At 43.7% G+C, this 20,222-nt stretch carries 17 protein-coding genes; 9 read left to right on the top strand and 8 right to left on the bottom strand.

Annotated elements, in window-relative coordinates; genetic code table 11:
* Positions 1–591: 591 nt before the first annotated feature.
* Positions 592–1,149 carry a dihydrofolate reductase family protein gene (locus tag CSR04_RS24235; protein ID WP_102798940.1) on the bottom strand — a complete coding sequence of 186 codons (558 nt, stop codon included), beginning with the start codon at positions 1,147–1,149 and terminating at the stop codon, positions 592–594.
* 533 nt (positions 1,150–1,682) lie between these two features.
* Here CSR04_RS24235 and CSR04_RS24230 point away from each other — a divergent pair.
* Complete coding sequence (locus tag CSR04_RS24230) at positions 1,683–2,429, top strand: hypothetical protein (protein WP_102798939.1); 747 nt, start codon at positions 1,683–1,685, stop codon at positions 2,427–2,429.
* Between the two features lie 212 nt (positions 2,430–2,641).
* Here the strand turns inward: CSR04_RS24230 and CSR04_RS24225 are convergent, their stop codons facing one another.
* Both CSR04_RS24225 and CSR04_RS24220 read right to left on the bottom strand, forming a co-directional pair.
* The gene (locus tag CSR04_RS24225) at positions 2,642–3,097 is read right to left on the bottom strand and encodes a type II toxin-antitoxin system YhaV family toxin (RefSeq protein ID WP_102798941.1); all 456 of its coding nucleotides are present in this window, start codon (positions 3,095–3,097) and stop codon (positions 2,642–2,644) included.
* 20 nt (positions 3,098–3,117) lie between these two features.
* Positions 3,118–3,414 carry a type II toxin-antitoxin system PrlF family antitoxin gene (locus tag CSR04_RS24220; protein WP_245921896.1) on the bottom strand — a complete coding sequence of 99 codons (297 nt, stop codon included), beginning with the start codon at positions 3,412–3,414 and terminating at the stop codon, positions 3,118–3,120.
* 632 nt (positions 3,415–4,046) lie between these two features.
* Here CSR04_RS24220 and CSR04_RS24215 point away from each other — a divergent pair.
* Both CSR04_RS24215 and CSR04_RS24210 read left to right on the top strand, forming a co-directional pair.
* Positions 4,047–5,249: a hypothetical protein gene (locus tag CSR04_RS24215; RefSeq protein WP_102798937.1), complete on the top strand. Its 1,203-nt coding sequence runs from the start codon at positions 4,047–4,049 to the stop codon at positions 5,247–5,249.
* Complete coding sequence (locus CSR04_RS24210) at positions 5,227–7,428, top strand: hypothetical protein (protein WP_102798936.1); 2,202 nt, start codon at positions 5,227–5,229, stop codon at positions 7,426–7,428. The genes CSR04_RS24215 and CSR04_RS24210 overlap by 23 nt, the downstream gene beginning before the upstream one ends.
* Positions 7,429–7,552: 124 nt before the next feature.
* On the opposite strand, the gene CSR04_RS25315 is transcribed toward CSR04_RS24210, so the two are convergent.
* Both CSR04_RS25315 and CSR04_RS24205 read right to left on the bottom strand, forming a co-directional pair.
* Complete coding sequence (locus tag CSR04_RS25315; RefSeq protein WP_245921892.1) at positions 7,553–7,843, bottom strand: hypothetical protein; 291 nt, start codon at positions 7,841–7,843, stop codon at positions 7,553–7,555.
* 16 nt (positions 7,844–7,859) lie between these two features.
* Positions 7,860–8,732 (bottom strand): IS4 family transposase, encoded by an 873-nt coding sequence (locus tag CSR04_RS24205; protein ID WP_245921889.1) that lies wholly within the window; start codon positions 8,730–8,732, stop codon positions 7,860–7,862.
* 416 nt (positions 8,733–9,148) lie between these two features.
* Here CSR04_RS24205 and CSR04_RS24200 point away from each other — a divergent pair, with 416 nt between their 5' ends.
* Together CSR04_RS24200 and CSR04_RS24195 are read left to right on the top strand one after the other, a co-directional pair.
* Positions 9,149–9,724 (top strand): hypothetical protein, encoded by a 576-nt coding sequence (locus tag CSR04_RS24200; RefSeq protein ID WP_102798935.1) that lies wholly within the window; start codon positions 9,149–9,151, stop codon positions 9,722–9,724.
* Between the two features lie 505 nt (positions 9,725–10,229).
* Positions 10,230–11,924 (top strand): P-loop ATPase, Sll1717 family, encoded by a 1,695-nt coding sequence (locus tag CSR04_RS24195; RefSeq protein ID WP_102798934.1) that lies wholly within the window; start codon positions 10,230–10,232, stop codon positions 11,922–11,924.
* Between the two features lie 99 nt (positions 11,925–12,023).
* Here CSR04_RS24195 and CSR04_RS24190 read toward each other — a convergent pair whose 3' ends face one another.
* Complete coding sequence (locus CSR04_RS24190; protein WP_102798933.1) at positions 12,024–12,635, bottom strand: tyrosine-type recombinase/integrase; 612 nt, start codon at positions 12,633–12,635, stop codon at positions 12,024–12,026.
* A 168-nt stretch (positions 12,636–12,803) separates the two neighbouring features.
* On the opposite strand from CSR04_RS24190, the gene CSR04_RS24185 reads away from it, so the two are divergent.
* Together CSR04_RS24185 and CSR04_RS24180 are read left to right on the top strand one after the other, a co-directional pair.
* Positions 12,804–14,141, top strand: coding sequence for a tetratricopeptide repeat protein (locus tag CSR04_RS24185; RefSeq protein WP_102798932.1), 1,338 nt, complete (start codon positions 12,804–12,806; stop codon positions 14,139–14,141).
* A gap of 14 nt (positions 14,142–14,155) precedes the next feature.
* Positions 14,156–14,359 (top strand): hypothetical protein, encoded by a 204-nt coding sequence (locus CSR04_RS24180; RefSeq protein WP_102798931.1) that lies wholly within the window; start codon positions 14,156–14,158, stop codon positions 14,357–14,359.
* A 132-nt stretch (positions 14,360–14,491) separates the two neighbouring features.
* Here the strand turns inward: CSR04_RS24180 and CSR04_RS24175 are convergent, their stop codons facing one another.
* The gene (locus tag CSR04_RS24175; RefSeq protein WP_146027248.1) at positions 14,492–17,389 is read right to left on the bottom strand and encodes a hypothetical protein; all 2,898 of its coding nucleotides are present in this window, start codon (positions 17,387–17,389) and stop codon (positions 14,492–14,494) included.
* Positions 17,390–18,063: 674 nt separating this feature from the next.
* Between CSR04_RS24175 and CSR04_RS24170 the strand changes: the two genes are divergently transcribed.
* Together CSR04_RS24170 and CSR04_RS24165 are read left to right on the top strand one after the other, a co-directional pair.
* A complete protein-coding gene (locus tag CSR04_RS24170; RefSeq protein WP_146027247.1) occupies positions 18,064–18,435 on the top strand; it encodes a hypothetical protein in 372 nt (123 codons plus the stop codon).
* Positions 18,436–18,856: 421 nt separating this feature from the next.
* The gene (locus tag CSR04_RS24165; RefSeq protein WP_216362627.1) at positions 18,857–19,501 is read left to right on the top strand and encodes a glutathione S-transferase family protein; all 645 of its coding nucleotides are present in this window, start codon (positions 18,857–18,859) and stop codon (positions 19,499–19,501) included.
* Between the two features lie 16 nt (positions 19,502–19,517).
* Here the strand turns inward: CSR04_RS24165 and CSR04_RS24160 are convergent, their stop codons facing one another.
* Positions 19,518–19,853 (bottom strand): hypothetical protein, encoded by a 336-nt coding sequence (locus CSR04_RS24160; RefSeq protein WP_146027246.1) that lies wholly within the window; start codon positions 19,851–19,853, stop codon positions 19,518–19,520.
* Positions 19,854–20,222: the final 369 nt, after the last annotated feature.

The raw sequence follows: 20,222 nt of genomic DNA, 5'->3' as shown, positions 1-20,222 counted from the left end.
CCCGTATATAAGTCCGCATCTGATCTGGTTTTCAATGCGATCTCGTTGACAACACCGAGGGAGTCCATATAAGACACGGAGGGCACGGAGAAGAGCAGGAGAACTTCGGGTTTAAGCTTTTGAAACCTCAGTGTTCTCTGTGCCTCTGTGGTAAACATGATTTTTTAGCGTTCGTGTATTTCGTGCTTTTCGTGGTTGAAGAATTAAACAGACCACGAACCACACGAAAAGACACGAAAACTCTCACCATAGAGCCGCTGAGCTTAGAATTGCTAAACCTTCGTGCTCTTCGTGTCCTTAGTGGTTAATAACATTTCAAAACAACCAAACTCACCACGAAGATAAGAAGAACACGAAGCGGCTTTTAACCGAAGGATGTTTCGCAGAGCCGCCAATCCTAAGCGTCTTCACAAGAGGGAAATGTTTTTTCGTGTATTTCGTGTTTTTCGTGGTTAAAGAATTACACGGACCACGAACCACACGAAAAGACACGAAAACTCTCACCATAGAGCCGCTGAGCTTAGAATTGTTAAACCCTTCGTGCACTTCGTGTTCTTTGTGGTGAATGGAATTATAAATAGGCTTGCATGGCTACAAGTAGCTGACGTCGTACTTAATCTGTACAAAATCGTTGGCAAAGGCCGTGGCCTGGGCATTTTTAAGTAGCACCTGCTGGTCCAACTGACCAAATAACGGAATACCAGCGCCAAGCACCACCGGCGCCTGGGTAATAATCATCTGGTTTATCAACCTGGCCTTTAAGAACGAGGTGATGGTTGCACCGCCGTCAATATAGGCGTGCTGGTAACCTTCGGCTTGCAACTGGGCCGTGAGGGGTAGAATATCCCCGCCATACAGTTCCACTTTGCCCTTCAGATTCTCAGGCACTTCCAGCAGGCTTTTACTCAGGGCAATAATTCGCAGTTTGCCATACGGCCACTGCTCCGGGGTCAGGTTAAAACTGGCCAGCTTCTGCATACAGCCGCGGCCCATAATCATGCAATCTACTGTGGCAATAAAAGCGTTAAAACCCATATCGGCCTGCTCACCCAAATCCACCTCGGCATTGGTTTCCAACCATTCCACTCCACCATCCGGTGTGGCGATATAGCCATCGGCACTAGTGGCAATAAATACTGAACATTGCATGAGTACATCCTGTTTTGGTTTTTGTTCGGGGAGTATCTAAGGGGCGAGGGGCTTTGGCAAGGCTGAAAGCGCTTAACTTCCTGCCTGTTGCTCTGCGGGTCAGCTCAAGCTGTTCAGTCTGGTTCCAGACCAGACTTTTCACAAAATAAATTTCACCACGAAGGTCACGAAGTGCACGAAGGACAATAGAGATTGTTCACTCTTCGTGTTCTTCTGATCTTCGTGGTGAAGAGTAATGATTTGGGAAAACTGGGTGTGGGTTCTGGTGTCAGGCTCGTACTAATAGACTTATGATTCCGGGCGATACCATCCCCGACGCGTCTTCCACTCAATTTTCTCCCAGTAAATCGCCCACCTTTTAGCAGCACCTTGAACTGACCGGGAATTTTAAGCGGGACCAAAGCGGCTCGGGCCGCTTAGGGTGGGCACCGATCTAGTGATAATTAGATGAGCTACAAACGACCCACGAATTTTTGACTATCGCGGGTGCGAGAATTGCTGAGTTGATGTCACTACGCGAATGGCTGGCTTGAATGAAAAGCAGGCATTGGATTTTCAGACCGCGCAAAGTCGTAGCGTCCAACGTGGCTGACCTTGCTTGGTTGATAGAACAAGTTGGTGGGCGACAGTTGATCTCAGCGGGATCGGGATACTTCATAAATTGGCGGGGGAGAAAACACATGGGAAGAGCGGCAACAAGTCTCGCGGCAGACGCGGCTGTAAAAGTCTTGTTCGAGGCAATCGACGAAGCGGTAAAAATGTATGAATCAGGTTCCGGTAAGAAGCTTGATCCTGTCTTGGTCTCTGTGCTCACAGAGTTTGTTAAGCTGCACGGTGCGCTAATAGTCAGCGCAGCCTTGGGTAAGGTTGGCATGGCACAAGCCAGGGATGCGTTAATGAGAGTCGCGGGCGGCTTGGGAGTTGTGACGAATCAGGCCTGGATAGATTGCGGTATCGCATTATTTGAGGTGGGCGTCACGGGTATGGAGTGGACCTCGAACACCATAAAAGTATCCAGAGTCGCCAGTATGGCCGCTGTAACAGGTGTGGGTGTTCCTATCGCCACGGTAACGACTGTTGCGGTAGCGCTTTTCGGCATTCTGATGACAACCAAAGATGCCATTGATGCTGCAAACATCTGCAATCAAGCAATTAGCAATAAGGCCGCTGCCGAGAAGCGCCCTGCTGCAGTGATTAACAATCGAGGATATAACCTCGGTCAGATATCCACCAGCTTGTTTGCCAGCACAGCCCCTGGCGTTGAAATGGTTTGTAAGTAGTTTGTGTTCTACGTTCAACGCCGCTGATATGCTTGATAATCCCTAATCGCAATAATCCCCAGGACGCCATAATACAGGGTAGCGGAGCAGAGTGCCGGGTTTAGCCAAGATACTCTGACATACAGATAAATGGCCGAAATGAGAGAAAAGTAACTTACCAATCAGAAAGATAAGTCGGACGGATTTCTTCGGAAGAAGAGGAGATTAAATTCTTAAGGCGAGAATTGTCCGCCCTTGGCAGCGTTTAAAAGCGCATCCCAATCCTCCGGGGGATTGCCAGACTTCAGCATCTTGGCAAACACCTTGTAAGCATCTGTTTTGCTGTCGTAAGCCCGCTTATTGCCATCATCATTGACCCAAGCGTAAACAATAATTTTGGACTCGAGGTGGTATCGAAAAAACAGCCGATATTGCTGAAAGAACTTAGCGCGAAACCAGTGCTTATTGTTGTCGCCTAGAGTCTTCCCTTGGCGATAGTCCGGTAACGTTGGGTCTTGAGGAATAATCTCATAGGCCAGTTTATCAATTGCCGCTAAGCGTTTGCTGTCATTTTTCTTGGTGTAGCCGTACGGATCTTTTGCCTTTAACGCTGCGACTTTGGCTTTCAGCATTTGATACTGCTCAGCAAAAAGAGGATGGGTAAATAGCATCCAGCCGTTCACTACCATCGGCACGTTATCAGGCAAGTTTACTCATCCTTATCAGACAGTGGCACATCCAAATCAATATCGACGTCGGCAACCAGCGATGCCACGCTGTGACGCATACTGGCCGTCAGTGGTTGTAGCTTCTCGGGATGCTGCTGCATATCAACCGCCAAGAAAGATAAAAACTGGTCAAGAACAGGATCCGCTTCCTCTGCTTGAAAACGCTTCATCAGCACGCTGCCATCAGACTGGATGACGTATTTAATCTTGTCTTTCTTACCCAACTGCAAAGCCTGACGAACAGCGCTTGGCACTGTGGTCTGAAAACGGTCCGTCAATGTTGATTCTGCTTCTAATGCCCTATGCGCATGCACAATGGTCTCCACAACTTTACTTAGCGAATGGTGACATTTTAAGTATGGAATACAGGTAATGCAAATGCATTACCTGTTGTGGGGAGCTAAAAAGATACTCTGATTGCACCATGCTGAAGGATGTATTGCGAAAGGTCGTCATAGTTCCAGATGTGTCTTTTACTCAATTTTCTCCCAGCAAATTGCCCACCTTTTAGCAGTGCCCTGAACCGACCGGGAATTTTTTAGCGGGGGTAAAGCGGCTCGGGCCGCTTAAGAGGATCATCAGTTTGTTTTACTGGCAATTGGTCTATCAACGACAAACCAATTTTTGACTATCACAAGTGCGAGGATTTCGAAACTAGTGCCACTTTGTGAATGGCTGGGTTGAGCGACAAGCGGATATTGGCAGGGAGTTTTGGTAGGTTGGGCAAAGTTTAGCATGAGTGGGTGAAGGCTTTTGGAACTTTGTCACTGAACTGACCCTCTTGATTCCCTCTGGAGCTGCTCCTTTTTATTCTAAACGACGTTGATGTGTAATTTTGTGCTTTGTTTAGACCGGTGGTAATGTCGTGATTGCGGAAAATAAATACAAGTACCTTGTTTGGAACAACTGAATGGAAAGATTGAAAGAGTCTCCTTTTGAGTCACTAGACGATGTGGAGGACATAATAGATAAAGCTGTAAGCGGTCAGACTGTAAAGCTTTCCTCAGAAACCATCTCAAAAAGTTATGGAGCATTGCGAGATGCAGCAAGATTACTAGCTTTGGTAACACTAGCTCGAAACTCTAAAGACAAAGTCCTTCTGTTACAAAAATCATCTAATACTGAAGCCGTACTGAATGAGTTGTGCAGTTACGCTCCCGGCTTAACAGCGGTGCGTCTCAACAAATCGATCAATATTAGCGATGAACTGGTTTCTCGGAGAAAAGCACTTCTATCAGCGCGAGATAAAATGATCGCTTCCGATAACCAGCAATACGAGAAGGTAATCCGTGGACGCTCCATAGACCTTTGTTGTATTAGCGGAGCTGAACGTCAGTATCTATCCCCGCTTTTTTCAAACAAAAATAGTCAATCTGTTAGGAATAGCTCTCTGATGAAGCAAACTATGGTTGCTATTTTTAAACAGATTAATAGGCGTGAATTTAACAATTTAGATGCTGATCTAATTGAAGCCTTTGGTATCTTTGGTTGTGAGCTGTTCAAAAATACGCAAGAACACGCTCTTAGAGATCCTAGTGGAAAGCCTTACATTGAACATGTTGAAGGAATAATTGCTTCTTGGAAGGATCAATCAAGTGACACATATGAAAAAGACTTTTTTGGGAACCCTAGACTCGCTAAATATTGGAATGACAATCTAGTTCCGACAACGGATGGCACAAAAAAAACTCTCCGATGTATGGAAGTTAGTTTTTTTGATACTGGCCCCGGAATAGTAAGAAGAGCATTTGGTTTAGGTTTTGACACAACAGAAGAGAAAGATGCATTGCTTAAATGTATCGCTAAGAATTTTTCCACCAAGTCGGAGAGTGGAGCAGGTAATGGTTACCCCACAATTCTAAACCAGCTTAGTAAAGTCGGAGGTTTAATAAGAATTAGATCCGGTAATCAGTGTTTGTTTAATTGTTTTGACAGAGAACGACACGGGTTTTGGGAGGCTGAACAGTCTTCTGAAGCTGCAAAGCTACAGCAAGCCCAATATCTGATGAACTTCGAAAGTTGGACGGATAGAAGACTGTCGACCACTTCTGGAACCGTCGTATCAATTTTAGTTCCGTTAAGGAAAGATAGTGGACAACGTACTTTACTTTAATGCAAATAAAGATAGCAATAACCATCGATATGATGTTCTTTGTATTTATCTGGGAGATAAGTCTTGGCAAGACTCCACTAGTTTTTATGCTGCGTTAGAGAAAGCGTTGAAAAACACTGATACCCTTCCAGACTGTATAGTTGTTTATATTTCGACCGATAATCTGGATGGCTTTCGTCAGTATTGGGACAATAAAGAGCTACACGACAGCTTTACAAACCGATTATCAAAAAATAACATTTTCTACACTAAGACTATATTCATTGTCGGAATGAGCGGTGGAAATTTTGTAATTCATGAGGAGTTTAAAAATAATCTAAACTCAATTGAGTTAGATACTAAAGATGCCGCCGATTTCTATTCGTTTGGTCTGAGCGAACTTATCAAAAGAAATAATGTTCTACAAGTCGCCCCTGCCGGGCACACCTTTAAGCACCCATCCGGCCGAATAAATAAGCTATTTATCCAGTCCAGAGAAATTGCAAGTACAGAAACCGAGCTTCAGTTTATTGGAAAAGGGTTACACGCATTAGTAGCGAACATACATTGGTCTGAAATAAAGACAATCTATATTGATACAATGGGGATCTACTCTATTGTAAAAGAAGCCGCTTTATCAGCTGGCTGCGTCGCAAATATAGAAAGCTACCACTCTTACGATTCATTAAGAGAACTCAATTTGCCCACGGAAGAGTATTTAGTCGTGATTTCTGCGTCGACATCAGGTGGCATGGCTAGAGATTTGGTAAGTAGAGGTTTTTCAAAAGAAAAAATAGTGACTTTTATTGATATTGAAGATAGAGAATCTTTGTCACAGGTTCTTATAAACCTGTCATCAACTGGTCTATTAGAGGGACTAAGTAGCGTTGATGGCAATGAGACTGATATTGAGTTAGTCGGTGAGCACTTTTCCTATAAAGCTAAGCCTCCTAAACAGGTGACCATAGGTTTACCTCATAAGCCGAAATTTCTTTTAGATATCCTGAAGGATTTCTGTATCTCTGGAATCAATACAATTAACCAGCGTGTTGACGCCATCGGAAAGAGTCCACTGCTGAGTCTCAAGCCAGCAAACCTTTATAGTAGCAAAAAATTCGACGACTGGTTTAAAGAAGAGTTGAGTTGGTCGTTGTCATCTTCTATTGATACAGTGATATATAGTGAAGACGGCGCGTCAGAGGCTTTAGCCAAGAAAGCTCTTGAGTTCATTAGAAGTAATAGTAGCAAAGAAAAAAATCCGTCTCTTTTGAAATGGCCATTAGACAAAGATGACTTAAGAAATGCTACCGGAGTCATTGTAGTCACAGGATTTGCAGGTGATGGCGGTAAATTAAGGCAGATAAGTCGAGATCTTCGAGAATATGAAAATAAGACAATTCCGAGACACTTTCTAGTAGGAGTAGGATTGCCACAGAGCATGGAGTCTTGGAAAAAACTTGATCAGTTCCTTGTGCGCAATGCAACTCCGAGACCTTATAATTTTTCTGTATGGAAAGTATTGCCAGTAGGCCCTGACAGTATTAAGAAATCATGGGACGAACTAGCTAAGTTGGCGTCAAAAGCAGACACTGAAACTGCGTCGCCATTGGGATCAATCAATGATAGTGAAGCAGCATCGTGCTATGAAGCATTGTCAGCATGTATTGCATCAGCAAGTAATTGCTTGCTTCCTAATACCCTTGGTGGTCAATTAAAACTTACAGAAGGATTTGTTTTTTTTGATGATAAATTTGATGACAAAATTGAAAGCATTACCCAAAGTGATACATTGTTAAGCATAGCCTCTGTATTGCAAGCGGCTAGGGAACACGCTGATCCTGAAAAATGCTTGAGGCCTACTAACTATCAATCCGTCATCATTTCTCCAGAAAACTTTTTAAGATTTAATGATGATATATTGCAAGCATGTATTCTGCGGGCAAGCCTTCCATCTGAATTAGACTATTCATCTGACCACCATTTAAGTGAATTGATGACAGAGTTTCTGTACAAAGTATTTACAAGGCACAAGCACCCGTTTGGTTATGCTGCACTCGAATTTGCTGGGGCGCTAGCGGTGGGCAAGCTCAAACTTAAAAAAGAACACAGTAAGGAGTTGATTGAAAGAACTATAGAAAAAATAGGTGTGGAAAGTAAAGAATTAACAGGCTTGCTATTGATGGTGCTGAACAACAATTGAAATATCCATCCTCTAATTAGCTGCTAGGTCCATACTGGCCAATCAGTGAGGATCTGCAAGATCACTGATCAATAGGGTCAGGTTCTGGCCGGACCCCACGAATTTAGTTTGATTCGGCTCTATGCTATGCGTCTTCTGTGTTGCGGGTAAACTGTTTTATCGCTCGCTTCCATTGACTGGCAGTGAAGCGCATACCGGTTGCCCATGCTGGTAGCCCCAATGTTTGGAACGACAATAGGGGAAGCCTTTCGGTATTGGCTTGGAAGCGTCGATGATGGCCAGAGATGTGCACCACCCAACTCAGCAACATAACGACGATAGAAAGCAGCGTACTCAGCGTCACCAGTACAGCCAGTCTGGCGGGCTTTATGCTGCGGCTGTGCTCAAACCCCAAAACAAAACGACGACTTTTCATGTCTCTAAAACCCTCTTCAATCTACATACGCTGGCGGTAAACAGGCACCACTTGTTTGGCTAAATGGCGATGCGGGGGGTAGCGAGGTCGCCAGTAACCAGGGGTCATTGGCACTTTGTGCGTGTTTGATTGATTGCCCTGATTGTTTGTGTGAACCGTCAGGGTTGGTGGCATGTCGCCCTTTGTTGGGCTGCTTTATCAACACCAGGGTGCAGTCAAAAGGCCTATTCCGGGCAATCTTAGCCTTACCAAACCGTTTGGCTCGCGCCGTCGCCTGTTGGTACAAATGGGTAATACATTGCCAGCGGCTCCCTTGGTCAACAGAGTAGAAATGCGGTTTGCGTACGCGTCCGACAAAATGCCATTGCATGGCCTGCACCAAACGAAACCAGGGCGATTTAAAGCCAGCATCGGTGACGATAATGGGCTGGCACTGAGAAGGCAAGACTGAGCTCAGCTTGGTCAGAAATCGCTTGTGGGTGGCAGGCTTCTCTTTGGTGCAGTTGCTGTGCACTTCCTGATACAAGGTAACAGAGCGCCCTTTTAACGTCATTGCGGCCCGCAATAGGAAATGGCCCTTATGGTCATCCAAATCAGACCAATCTATGGCAATCACCGGATGCTTAGCATGGCAAAACACATGGCTGATAGCGGTATAAAGTGCCGGTATATCCTGTCTGAGCGCCTGATTAGACAGCAGCCGGTCGGCGCGCTTTATCCGGTGTTTTTCATAGGCCGTTGAGCGGATACCGCGCCCGATACTGGTCACCGTTCCAGCGCTACCATTCGCCAAACTATGCACACAGGCCAGCACGGCTTGTTGTCTGGTTTTGTGCATATTGAAGGTGACAAGCGAGACTAACTTGGTCAACATAGTACGGACATTCATGGCGTTTCCTGACGGGTTTTGTTTTGGCGAACGATCTGATCACCAAACGCCGTGAATGTTCCTTATCTCAATGAATTTTATCGACTATTTGTGGGGATTCCTCAGTATCAATCCCAGCTTTCCTCAAACTAAAGCCGTACTGGAAATGGCCAATACAATAATCCTCGACATTGAAGCAATCGCTACTGAATCTGTTACAAAGGTGTAGAAATTCATTCATTTCGATCATTACGCCTATCCGTGGTTTTTATTTTGCATGCTACTTATCAACTTTTCTAATTCTCAATTAATATAATCAGGTGCTTCGAGGAAAAACTGTTCAACAAGCCTCACCTTAGGAAAGTCACTTACCAGTAGCATCAAGGCGTTTTTGCTTTCCGATAATAGGGGCATTTGACATTAAAAGGATGAATCAGATGGTCGATAAAAAAATTTTGGCATCACTCAATGAACTTCAGGATTGCTCCAGAAATTCGATCCCTGAGGCTTTGATTGCTGGCATGACCCAAAGCTTTACTAAGGCTCGCTATGAGTTAATACGTACGCGAGTAAATCCCACTGGTAGCGGAGTGATTATTGAGCCAACAAACGGAGGCTCTTCACTAGCCAGAAATACGCAGTCATTGAGAAAGCTCATGACACTGCCACCTGGAACTGAGGACAATTTTACATATAGACTTAATACAGCACTTCTAGGTGGGGAAAGCTATCCTATTTTAACTGCTGCCCTTGGAACCCTTTTAGGGGCAGTGTCAAGTGGCGCAGGTTTACTATTCAGTGCTGCATCAACGGCGATAAGTCTTTCGCAATCTAGCCATCGGGTGTTAGCACGAGCAGGAGATGAACTATGGCAAGTCGAAGAAATCGGGAAAAAAGGTTCTGAGGTCGTCCACGTAGGTTCGTACTTTCTCGTTGACCCGTTTCGAACTAAGGGAATTTCTAATACAAAAGGATGGCTTATCCACGAAGAGCGTTCTGTGTTGAACTTTTGAAAAATGGCGCATTGTTGGTATTAAAAGCAATCACTTTAAGGACCTAGAACGTTACCGAAAGTCCTTTTCTGGGACCTAACTACCTCATGACAAGCATTGGTAGGCTGTTTCGAGCGAAAAACGGACATTGATTAGCTCAATGGTGACCGTCTGTTTAAGACAAAGAGCAGACCTTCAGGAGGTTAATATCGGACTTCCTATTTGTGTCAAAATCGGTCACTCAACGCTTAGCCATTGGACTACCGGAATGTATAGTAAGTTCAGTACATGAGTGGGATCAAGGGGGCGCAGTTGTTGAAACAGTTTCAGAGAGTTGGGCGGTAACAAGACCGTTATTGCAGTCAATGACTGCAATTGGCACTTGCCGGAATGAGCGAATTGTGAAGCCTCAGGTAGTATTCTGAAGTTGACCAAGACTAACCTATAAAGCAGACTCTTTAATTAATTGGTGCCAGCCCCGAATTGTTTAAGGCCTGACAATAGGGAAATTAGTGAGAGCGAAAGCATGCGGAAAAGTATAAACGAAAACTTGTTAACAGAAAAAGACCTGTCCCAAGCAACTAATAGAAACAAAAATATCGCGCATAAGAAAATTTCTCAAATACTAATAGAGTTTGACGAAGTTTTAGATGTCTACAAAAGTACTCTTGGAATAGATTGGCTTGACGAGAGCGTACTTGGAAAACCTGATGCGAATCATGAGTCAGTAGAAACCTTAAAGAATATATACATTGAGAGGCCAGGTTGCAAGGATTTCTTCGACTCATCGAAGAATCTCATTATATTAAATAGCCCTAAAGGATCTGGAAAGACAACATTGTGTAAGGTATTCAATGAAAAACTGCAGAATGGAGAAGAATACAATAATGTCGATTCAATTTTTTTACTTGACTCCGATGTATCTCCCTCTATGGATATTAACCGTGATTATTCTGAATGGAAGCGGCTTTGGGAAAATAATATCTGTAAAGCAATAATATTGAAATTTGCCATATTGGCCGCCAATAAAAAATTCAAACTGACATTTGATTCGGATTTGAATTATATGATCGAAGAGGCAAAGGAAAATGGAGAGATAGAAAGTTCGGCTGTTGATTTTTTTAGGTCTTCAGTAAAACTACCAATTGATAAGGATATATTGCAACACAGGCGAGGAAAGTTTAACTACGTCGAAATTTTAAAAAGAATAATGAGTAAAGCTGATCGTAATTTCTCGTTTTGGTTATTTGTTGATGAGGTAGACTCTCAATTTTTCAACACTCCTCAGCATATTAATAAGGTTGGCAGTTTTTTGCATGTTTTGGCTAATTTGGCTAATTCTATTAAAGGGCTGAAGGTAAGGAGTACTATCCGGCCAAATGTCAAAAAAGTATTGGACTCGAAAGACTCAAACATAGCCAACTTGGGTCAACTTATATTTTGCAAATTAAAATGGAATGATGAAGAACTCAAACAGCTTATAGCAAAAAGAATTTATCATCATATAAATAGGAAAAGGCCAGAGCTATTTAACGAACATCTTTTTGATATGTATTACGGACAAGTAGTGGATCAAGATTCTTTTGTCAAGGAAGAAAAAAAATCTTCTCAAAACTACCTTGCAAATTTGTCACATCACCGTCCTAGATGGCTAATGGATTTGATAAGTCGATCCGGAAAATATGCGTGCGACGTAAAAAAAGGAAAGCTTATCGATTTCTACGATGTACAAAGGAGTCTTGGAGAGTATGGAAGAGCTCGCATTGCGGATCTTTCAGCGGAATACCAAAACGAATGCAATGATCTTTCAAAACTAACTGCTCACCTAACGGGTTTAGTTAACTCTAAATTAACCTACAACGTACTAACTAGAAAATTCAGAAATATTACGGACGCTACGAGAAATATTTCAGTATTCGGGTCGACGCACGAGAATAATCCACACAATATTGTGGAGTTACTTTACTATGTAGGTATCCTAGTTGGTAAAACAGAAGAAAGGTTCATCCAAAAAAAGGTTTCCAGTGAAGGTTTTACATCGACAGAGGGAGGAAAAACTCCAAAAAATATGACTTTCGATGAAGATGACCAATTCATATTTAAATGTAAAACTTCGGACAATGATGGAAAACATAAAATCAGAATTCATGAAGCATTTGAAGTTTGTTTGGATGTTGCGCCAGTAAAAAAGAGAAAAATTAGGGTAAAGCCTCAGCTGTAGCTATTTACGAAGGTCCGCTAATGATACGCAGCCGCCAGACCTCAAAACTCGAACGGAGGCATTTGGCACAGGAGGGATGCTCATGCAGCCCTCTTGCTCTTAGACTTCAATGGATTCTGAAATCTCTAATGCATCGTCTACTTCAATTCCAAGATACCGCACTGTGCTTTCCAGCTTCTTGTGGCCCAGCAAGAGCTGGATGACTCTAAGATTCTTAGTCTTCTTGTAGATTAGATAAGGTTTGGTTCTCCTCATTGAGTGGGTGCTGTATAGAGATACATCAAGCCCCAGCTTCTGTATCCAACCATGGAAAATACGATTGTATTGCCGGGTTGAGATGTGTTCCGAGTCAGTAATCCTTGACTTAAACAAGTAATCCGAGCCTAACAAGTTTGCTTTCTTTATCCAGGCGGAAAGGGACTCTCTAGTTCCTTGGGTGATTTCGAACTGCACTGGACAGCCTGTTTTCTGTTGTACTACGTGAGTACGGGTTAATATTGAGCGCCCGCAAGCAACATCTGACACCTTAAGTTTGACCAAATCGCAGCCTCTGAGCTTGCTATCAAGACCAAGATTAAAGAGGGCTAAATCCCGTGTCTTACCTTCTAGTTCAAGCCTGATACGGATACCCCAAATGTGAGATATCTGAAGTGGCATTTTCTGTCCGATGATGCGATCTTTGTTCCAGGGTACTACTTGTTGAACAGCCATGATTAATCTCCTGTTGTTCGGAGAGTTAAGTATGGCGGCTCAGATGAGCGAAGAGTGGACAGTGGGAGAAATTCCTACCAAGCAACACTAATAACATTAACAATTGAACTCACACCAACACGCCTATAGAGTGGCTTTAACACTCGGGTAAATAGTGAATTTCAGCTCATGTGGAAACTATTTGGCGGCAAGCAACGTGTTAGCGACACACAGAATAGTGTCGTTGTGCAGATAGGCGGGGATAATCACGGCACCATTACGCTTGTTGACCCCAAAGCCAAAGAAGCCCTTGAAGCCTATAAGAGACAACTGGACAGTCAGCAAGTTGAGCTGGATATGAAGAACCAGCAAATCCAAACCCTCACCGATATCTTATCGAATTTAACCCAGGCCAAACAGTCACACGCCCTACCTGAGCAGGACGTAGACGACGCCCTGCAAGCAATTATAGACAGTGGCGATACCGACAAAGCCAAAGCCTTGCTGACCCGGCAAATTGACAGTTGTGAAGGAGCGGTGCAACGTCAAGCCACACTCTACTATCAAAGAGCGTCGTTATCGTTTTTGTCTGAAACCGATACACCATTGGCAGACACATTACGGGCCACTCAGCTCAATCCGGATTACATAGAAGCGTGGAATCAGTTAGGGCTTTTGTATCGTCGAAAAGGTGAGCTGGACCAGGCACTGGAAGCTTACAAGCAAGTGAAGGCACTGGCAGAAAAAACCAATGACCAAGGTTTTATAGCGGCTGCTACGGGCAACATGGGCATTGTCTACCAAATCCGTGGTGAGCTGGATACCGCCCTTGAGATGTACCAGACAGCACTGGCACTGCATGAAGCCCTTGGGTGCAAGGAAGGTATGGCCAGTGGCTACGGCAACATGGGCCTAATCTACGACACACGTGGTGAGCTGGATACGACCCTTGAGATGTACCATAAAGCACTGGCACTGCATGAAGCCCTTGGGAGCAAGGAAGGTATGGCCAGTGGCTACGGCAACATCGGCACTGTCTACCAAACCCGTGGTGATCTGGATACCGCCCTTGAGATGTACCAGAAAGCACTGGTACTGAATGAAAACCTTGGGCGCAAGGAAGGCATGGCCGGTAGCTACGGCAACATGGGCATAATCTACAAAACCCGTGGTGAGCTGGATGCCGCCCTTGAGATGTACCAGAAAGCACTGGCACTGAATGAAGCGCTTGGGCGCAAGGTAGGCATGGCCAATCAATACGGCAACATCGGCAATATCTACCTAACCCGTGGTGAGCCGGATACCGCCCTTGAGATGTACCAGAAAGCACTGACACTGAATAAAGCGCTTGGACGCAAGGAAGGGATGGCCATTCAATACTGCAACATGGGCATTATCTACGAAACCCGTGGTGAGCTGGATGCCGCCAGAGACTGTTGGTTAAAAAGCCTCAAACTCTTTGAAGAAATAGGGGCGCAACATCAAATAGACAAAGTAAAACAATGGCTTGATTCACTGGATAAATAGGAGGCACCGCCGATATGAATTGGTTTTTAGCGCAAAGTACGGAAGTGCAGGTAGCCGTTGTCGCTGCTGTACTGGCAGCCATTGGCGTGTTGATTGCGATTCTGCAATATCGAAAATCAGCAAATAAAACTAAGCCCGAACAGCAGTCTGTGACCGGGAAAGGTAATAAAACTGTCCAGGTAGGCACAGATAACAACGGTAATATTAATATCAAGTGAGAGTAGCTACCGCCACCCTCTTATGCTTACTGAATGTCTGCTACTGGCACCGAGTAGACTGTCGTGTTAGGTTAAATTCTAATATTAAAAGTGGTAGATAGAGTTGTGTAATCCATTAAAGTGTAAAAGCAACTATCTGTCTTCTTCGAAAATTTTAACCCAGTAGCTTTTCCAAGACTGACTTAGCCCAAAATACTTCCTTTTAGGATGAAGGTCTGAGCGTATTTCAAGCCACCCCTGTGATTTTAGTTTTTCTGTTCTAAGCGCTCGTGAAACATTGTTTGGGTACTTCTTGTTTCCATCCCCGACTAGAAGATCATTGATCGTATCAGTAATATCTGCACCATTACAAAAATCTATGCCTTCCTTGCTTTTCAATCTCAGCGCACAAAAAATGAGAGGAATAAACTCAGTTCCGTCGTATTTTACATTGTCAAAGTCATACCCTAAAGACCTTACAAAATCTGAATGGTCAACTTTTGGCTTAGGATTGCTTGTTGATGTATTCTCATCAAAATCCATCATTAGCTGAGGACCTTGCCCTGTTTCTCGTTTTAATTCTAGCTTATTCTTTGTACTAGATTCTTCATGGTAAAAGACTTCCGATATTTTTCTCTCAGTAAGCTGCAATTCCGATTCATTAAGAAAGGACTCTGATAGTACCCTCTCAATACTAAGCTCATCCCTGAGATATTGAGTTGTTAAGTGAGAAAGGCTCGAAGAAAGAATTATCTCCAAACCTTCCTTAAAAATAAGGTGCTCCTTTTTATCTGTCATATAAGAGTTGATTTCATCGAATTCTTTTTTGAATGCTTTGAATTTGTTTAACGAGTGGATAGGTAGGTCTACTGCTATCAAAGAGCAATACGTTTTATTGCGAATTATTTGATTAAGGTACAATAACCCGAGTGGAGAAAGTCTGTATGTGCCATTTTTATTGATCTCAAAAGACTTAGTTGCCTCATCTTCAACTGGTATCTCCAAGCATTCTACAAGCTTTTGCCTTACACCATCTTCTATACACCTATAGATCCACTTTCTTAGATATCCATAAAGACGCAGAAACTCGCTAATGCGATTTAGCGGGACTCCTCTAATGGCCTCCCCCGCTTGAAGAATACTTAGATATGCAAGTAAACGAATCTTCAGGAAATACGACTGAGTTGATGTCGGATGTGGTATAAAGATATTAGGTAATACTGGTGATTCACCAACCTCAGTAGATGACATAAGTGCAGCGATGACTTCCTGGTTGTCCCAGTGTTTCTCGCCTGAGCCCAACTGTCTATGAACACGCCGAAGAAGATCGTAGAAGTATCTAATATTATGCCAAGAAATAGATGATAGTGTTTCCAATATATTGTGCCCATCGGATGATACTAAAATACTTTGTTTTAAAGCACTTGCATGTCTTGACATTGATTGAAGAAAATCATTGAAGTTCTGAGCCTGCTTTCTCCAGTCTTTTTTTCGATAATCATCATCTAAACAGTTTTCAATGTACCTGACTCTTTTAGATATCAACTTTTCAAAGTTTGGTGACTTTAGATGGATAACTCTGTCTTCAGGACGTACGTCTAAGAAACCTCCACTCTTATTTCTAAAAAATGTAAACTCCCTCAACGTAATTATAGTTTTCGCTCCTGTTTTGCTAGATATCCTGTGTGCAAATGCGTACATTTCTTCTTGCAACTTCTCGTCAGCTCTGTCTACATTATCTAGAATAACAATTACACTATTGTTTTCACTTGTTAGTTGTTTTAAAGATGAATATATGAACCCTTCGATATCATCTTGCTTCAACCTTAATAATTCCGCCTCGTGCCTGATAAACTCCGCTGGGGTGCTTTCGAAGTACTCTTTATGACTGCTATTTCTCAACTTTTTAATGTCTTTGGCAAAAGTTCTCCTCAAAAAACCAAGGTCAAATACATCTGGAAATTCCAACTCAAGGAACTCATAAATCCGTCTATAAATTATTTCAGTTACATCAAGGTTGGCTCGACCCACCTCATTAATTAAGTCAATAAGAATCGTCTTTGCGAATTCACCGCTCTGTTGTCTTGCCTCAACCAAACACTTTGTAACGAGAGTACTTTTACCGCATCCAACGGATCCCGTGATAATTACAACTTGTCCGGTACTTCTATCATTTAAAATTGACTCTTTGCTTTCACCGGGCTCTAGGTCAACTGCGTCCATTGGCAAAAATGATGGTTTGGTGTCTTTAAGTAGCCTCTTCAATTCTCCACGATATTGATCCAGCTTTGAGTCGGAAACAAAACAATATTCAAGCATTTTCCTTTGATTAGAATCGGTGATTTTGGAAAAGAAGTTCTCATAAAATTCACTCAGATATTTCTCGGGTTGACCAACCTTCCACTGGAGTGAACTGTAGTCAGCTTGTAAAACCTTACTTACTTCAGCATGCTGGTAGTTTTCTTTTGCAAGGTATTCCTCTAACTGCAAGTCATCAAAAGACTTTCGCGACAATAGACTCCAAAATAGGTCAAACTCAAAGTTATCTGAAAATATGTTTCCGAAGTAAATTGCTTTTGCTGAATCTAGACTCACACCGGGAGGTGGTATTAGCTGAAGAGCAACCCACTCCGCACCATTTGTTATAACTGCGTATGGAACCTTTTCTTCCTTACAGTATGCCAAAGCCTGATCAATGATCTCTGAGAAAAGGTTCTTGAACGCTCGTCTAAGATACCTAACTTCATAAACGACCTTGCTGTTTTTTGTACTTGGTGATTTGAAGGTAATTCCAATTTTCTTTGCTTCAACAACTAATCTCGGCGTTTCATTGCACTTAAGTAAGTAGTCCGCAAAGCCTGAGTTTGGAATCCATTTTTCAGGGTTGAAGTTATCCTTAGACCAGCCCAATAGAAGCAGAACTTCATCGATAATTAGTAGACGGGTTTTAGCTTCGTTAGAACTATCAATTTGTGAGGCTATATCGTTGTATTTGGATACTAGTGTCTCAAATTCACTGAATGCTTTCGCTTGCTCAGTTCTATCTAGCATATTCTTCATTGTCACCATTCAACTTAAAGAAACATTAAGTGAATTCAGAGCATCTGTCTATTCACTTTGGTTTACCCATAAAATCAGGAATCAAGGGGGCGTAGTTGTTGAAACAGTTTGAGAGAGTTGGGTGGTGACAAGACCGTTATTGCAGTCAATGAGCGCAATTGGCACAAACAGAGACTGAGCTACAAACATCAACCAGAAGCCACCCCCTAAGCGGCCCAAGCCGCTTTGACCCCCGCTTAAAATTCCCTGTCGGTGCAGGGCGCTGCTAAAAGGCGGGCAATTTGCTGGGAGAAAATTGAGTGGAAGACGCGTCTGGAACGTCGTTTTCACGACCGCCTTTTAGTAGTGCCCTGGACTGACGTTGTTGGGAATCCAGCGGGCGCGCTTTCTTTGCGTCTCGTTTCTTTACCGCGTAGTAAAGAAATGGGACTGGCGCGCAAGGGAGTGCGTGTCATATCCAACATGGAGTTAAGGAATTTCTGCCTTGCAACAACTGCATTTACCGCAAATACTGAGATGCGGTGTGGCCAAATCAACACCACAGACTTAGTTAAAATCTGACGTGGACAGTTCTCCTCAATAATTGCCAGTTAAGCGTGGCTGAATCCCTAGAAGGGGAGAGTCCATATAATTCGTTGTGCATTCATGCAGCAAGGAGCAACTTCATGACGAAAGTCCTCTTTACCGTCGTATTCGCAGCATGTTCCTTTTCGGTCATAGCAAATGAAATGTATCGCGCTCCGTCATCTGGGGATAGCGGCACTTATTACATTGTAAACAGTGAAAAAGGCAGCGATGGAATACTCACTGTACTTTCAAGCCGTATCGGCAAAGATAATGCGTATACCGACTTCACCAAACTCAATGTGAATTGTGCATCCATGCAATATTTTGAACTAGGAGGCAGCAGCGAAGATGGTGCCAAGAAATCCCCATCAAAAAAACTTAAAGACTGGTCTAACGCCAAGTGGACATCATTGGTGCCGGGTTCCAGCAAATCTGATCTGGTTCGCTATGTTTGCAATAAGCATAAATAGTGGAATGCATAGTCGCTTCTCCTTCGGACCAGCATAAAGCTGTCCCAAATTTTTCCTGAAAATGTGGTCTTTGCGTCTCGTTTCTTCGCACTAAAGACAATCTGGTCAGGAACCAAATTGAAAAGCTTCAACTGGCCCGCAGGCCAACAGGCAGGATGCCCGAGTGAGACTTGCGCCCATGGATGGTGTGCCACAAAGAACATGGATGTTATTGAAAGGTAAAATGTCTTTGACAGTAAAGTGCAAGCTAGCCCCAATCGACCTTGGAAAAAATTTGCTGTCGCGGAAGCCACACCATGTCATTCAAAAACATCAATGTTGGTGAAGGCCAAGTTCCAACGGTATTGCTGTCGAAATTCCCCTTCATTATTCGTCTATACCCTAAACGCCAGCTAAAGAGCTTGATGGAACCAGGAGATCAATGATGAAACCTATAATTACCGTATTTGCTAATTCCCCCGACCAAGGCCGTGGATTAGCGCGAGATATGACGGTGCGCTGGGCACTGGAGGAAGTAGGTCAGCCTTATGAGGTGCGGCTGGTATCTTTCGCTGATATGAAGCAGGCCGAACATTTACGTCGTCATCCTTTTGGGCAGATACCAACCTATGAAAAAGGCGAGCTGGTGTTGTTTGAATCTGGCGCTATTGTGCAGCATATTGCTGAACAGCATGGTGGATTGTTCCCTGCAGCATCTGACGCCAGGGCCCGCACTATTATGTGGATGTTCGCCGCTCAATCGAGTGTTGAGCCTCTGGTAGTGCAGTGCGAAGTGGCAGTGCTGCTGGAGCGGGATAAGCCCTGGCATAGCGCACGTATGCCAATGCTTAAGGTGCGCCTGAATGCGCGCTTAAAGGAGTTGAGTAACAGCCTGGGCGATGCCGATTGGCTGGAAGGTGAATTCAGTGCCGGTGATTTATTGATGATCCAGGTATTACGTCGACCAGCGTGTGCCGAATTGTTGGTAAATTATCCCAACTTATCTGACTACCTGTTACGCGGCGAAGCACGCCCAGCATTTAAGCGGGCCTTTGCAGCGCAGTTGGCAGTATTTAACAACCAGTAAGCAAGTCAAGATGCGGTTACTCTTTGGGTTCTGGTGTTACCTCGGCAAATTTGCCGGAGATCCGTTGGCCAGCAATCTTGTTGGCATACCAGTAGTAAAACGGGAAGCCAATTGCCGCTGTTGCTATACCGCCCAGTGCGGAGAAAAAAGGAGCAATAATGAACCCTAGGGCACCTTGAACAGGTTCGCCTGATTGCATGCCACCGAATAAAAATATCAATCCGGGCAGAAAACCACTGCCAAACCCTAATGTGGCGGAAACCTTAATAGCTGATTGGAAATCCAACTGGCTTCTGTATGTCCGTTTCATCATATATTCCTTATTTGCACAAATTACACGTTTTACCTGCATAGCTATCTCACATGATGCGGAAAGCCGCCAGTGAAAGTAAAGCTGATGATTTTAAGAATTTGATGCACCACTTGATCATAGAAGGCTTCTCGCAGTGACGCAGGAGGCGCTGAGAAAAGCACGCAAAGAGATAACACCTTGATCCACTCTGCGCTCTCTGCGCCTCAGCGGTGAATATATGTTTTCAGATGGTTTGGCAGGATATCCATTTTCACCGCAGAGCCGCCGAGATCTCAGAGAAAAGCAGGAGATCTTTATGTGTATGTTATTGATAACTCAGCGTCCTCTGTGCCTTATATGGACTCCCTCGGTGTTGTCAACGAGATCGCATTGAAAACCAGATCAGATGCGGACTTATATACGGGCTCT

Source organism: Bowmanella denitrificans (genome assembly GCF_002887595.1).
Classification (GTDB): domain Bacteria; phylum Pseudomonadota; class Gammaproteobacteria; order Enterobacterales; family Alteromonadaceae; genus Bowmanella; species Bowmanella denitrificans.
Note: the sequence above shows the minus strand (reverse complement) of the source record. Positions and strands in the feature narration are given on the sequence as shown.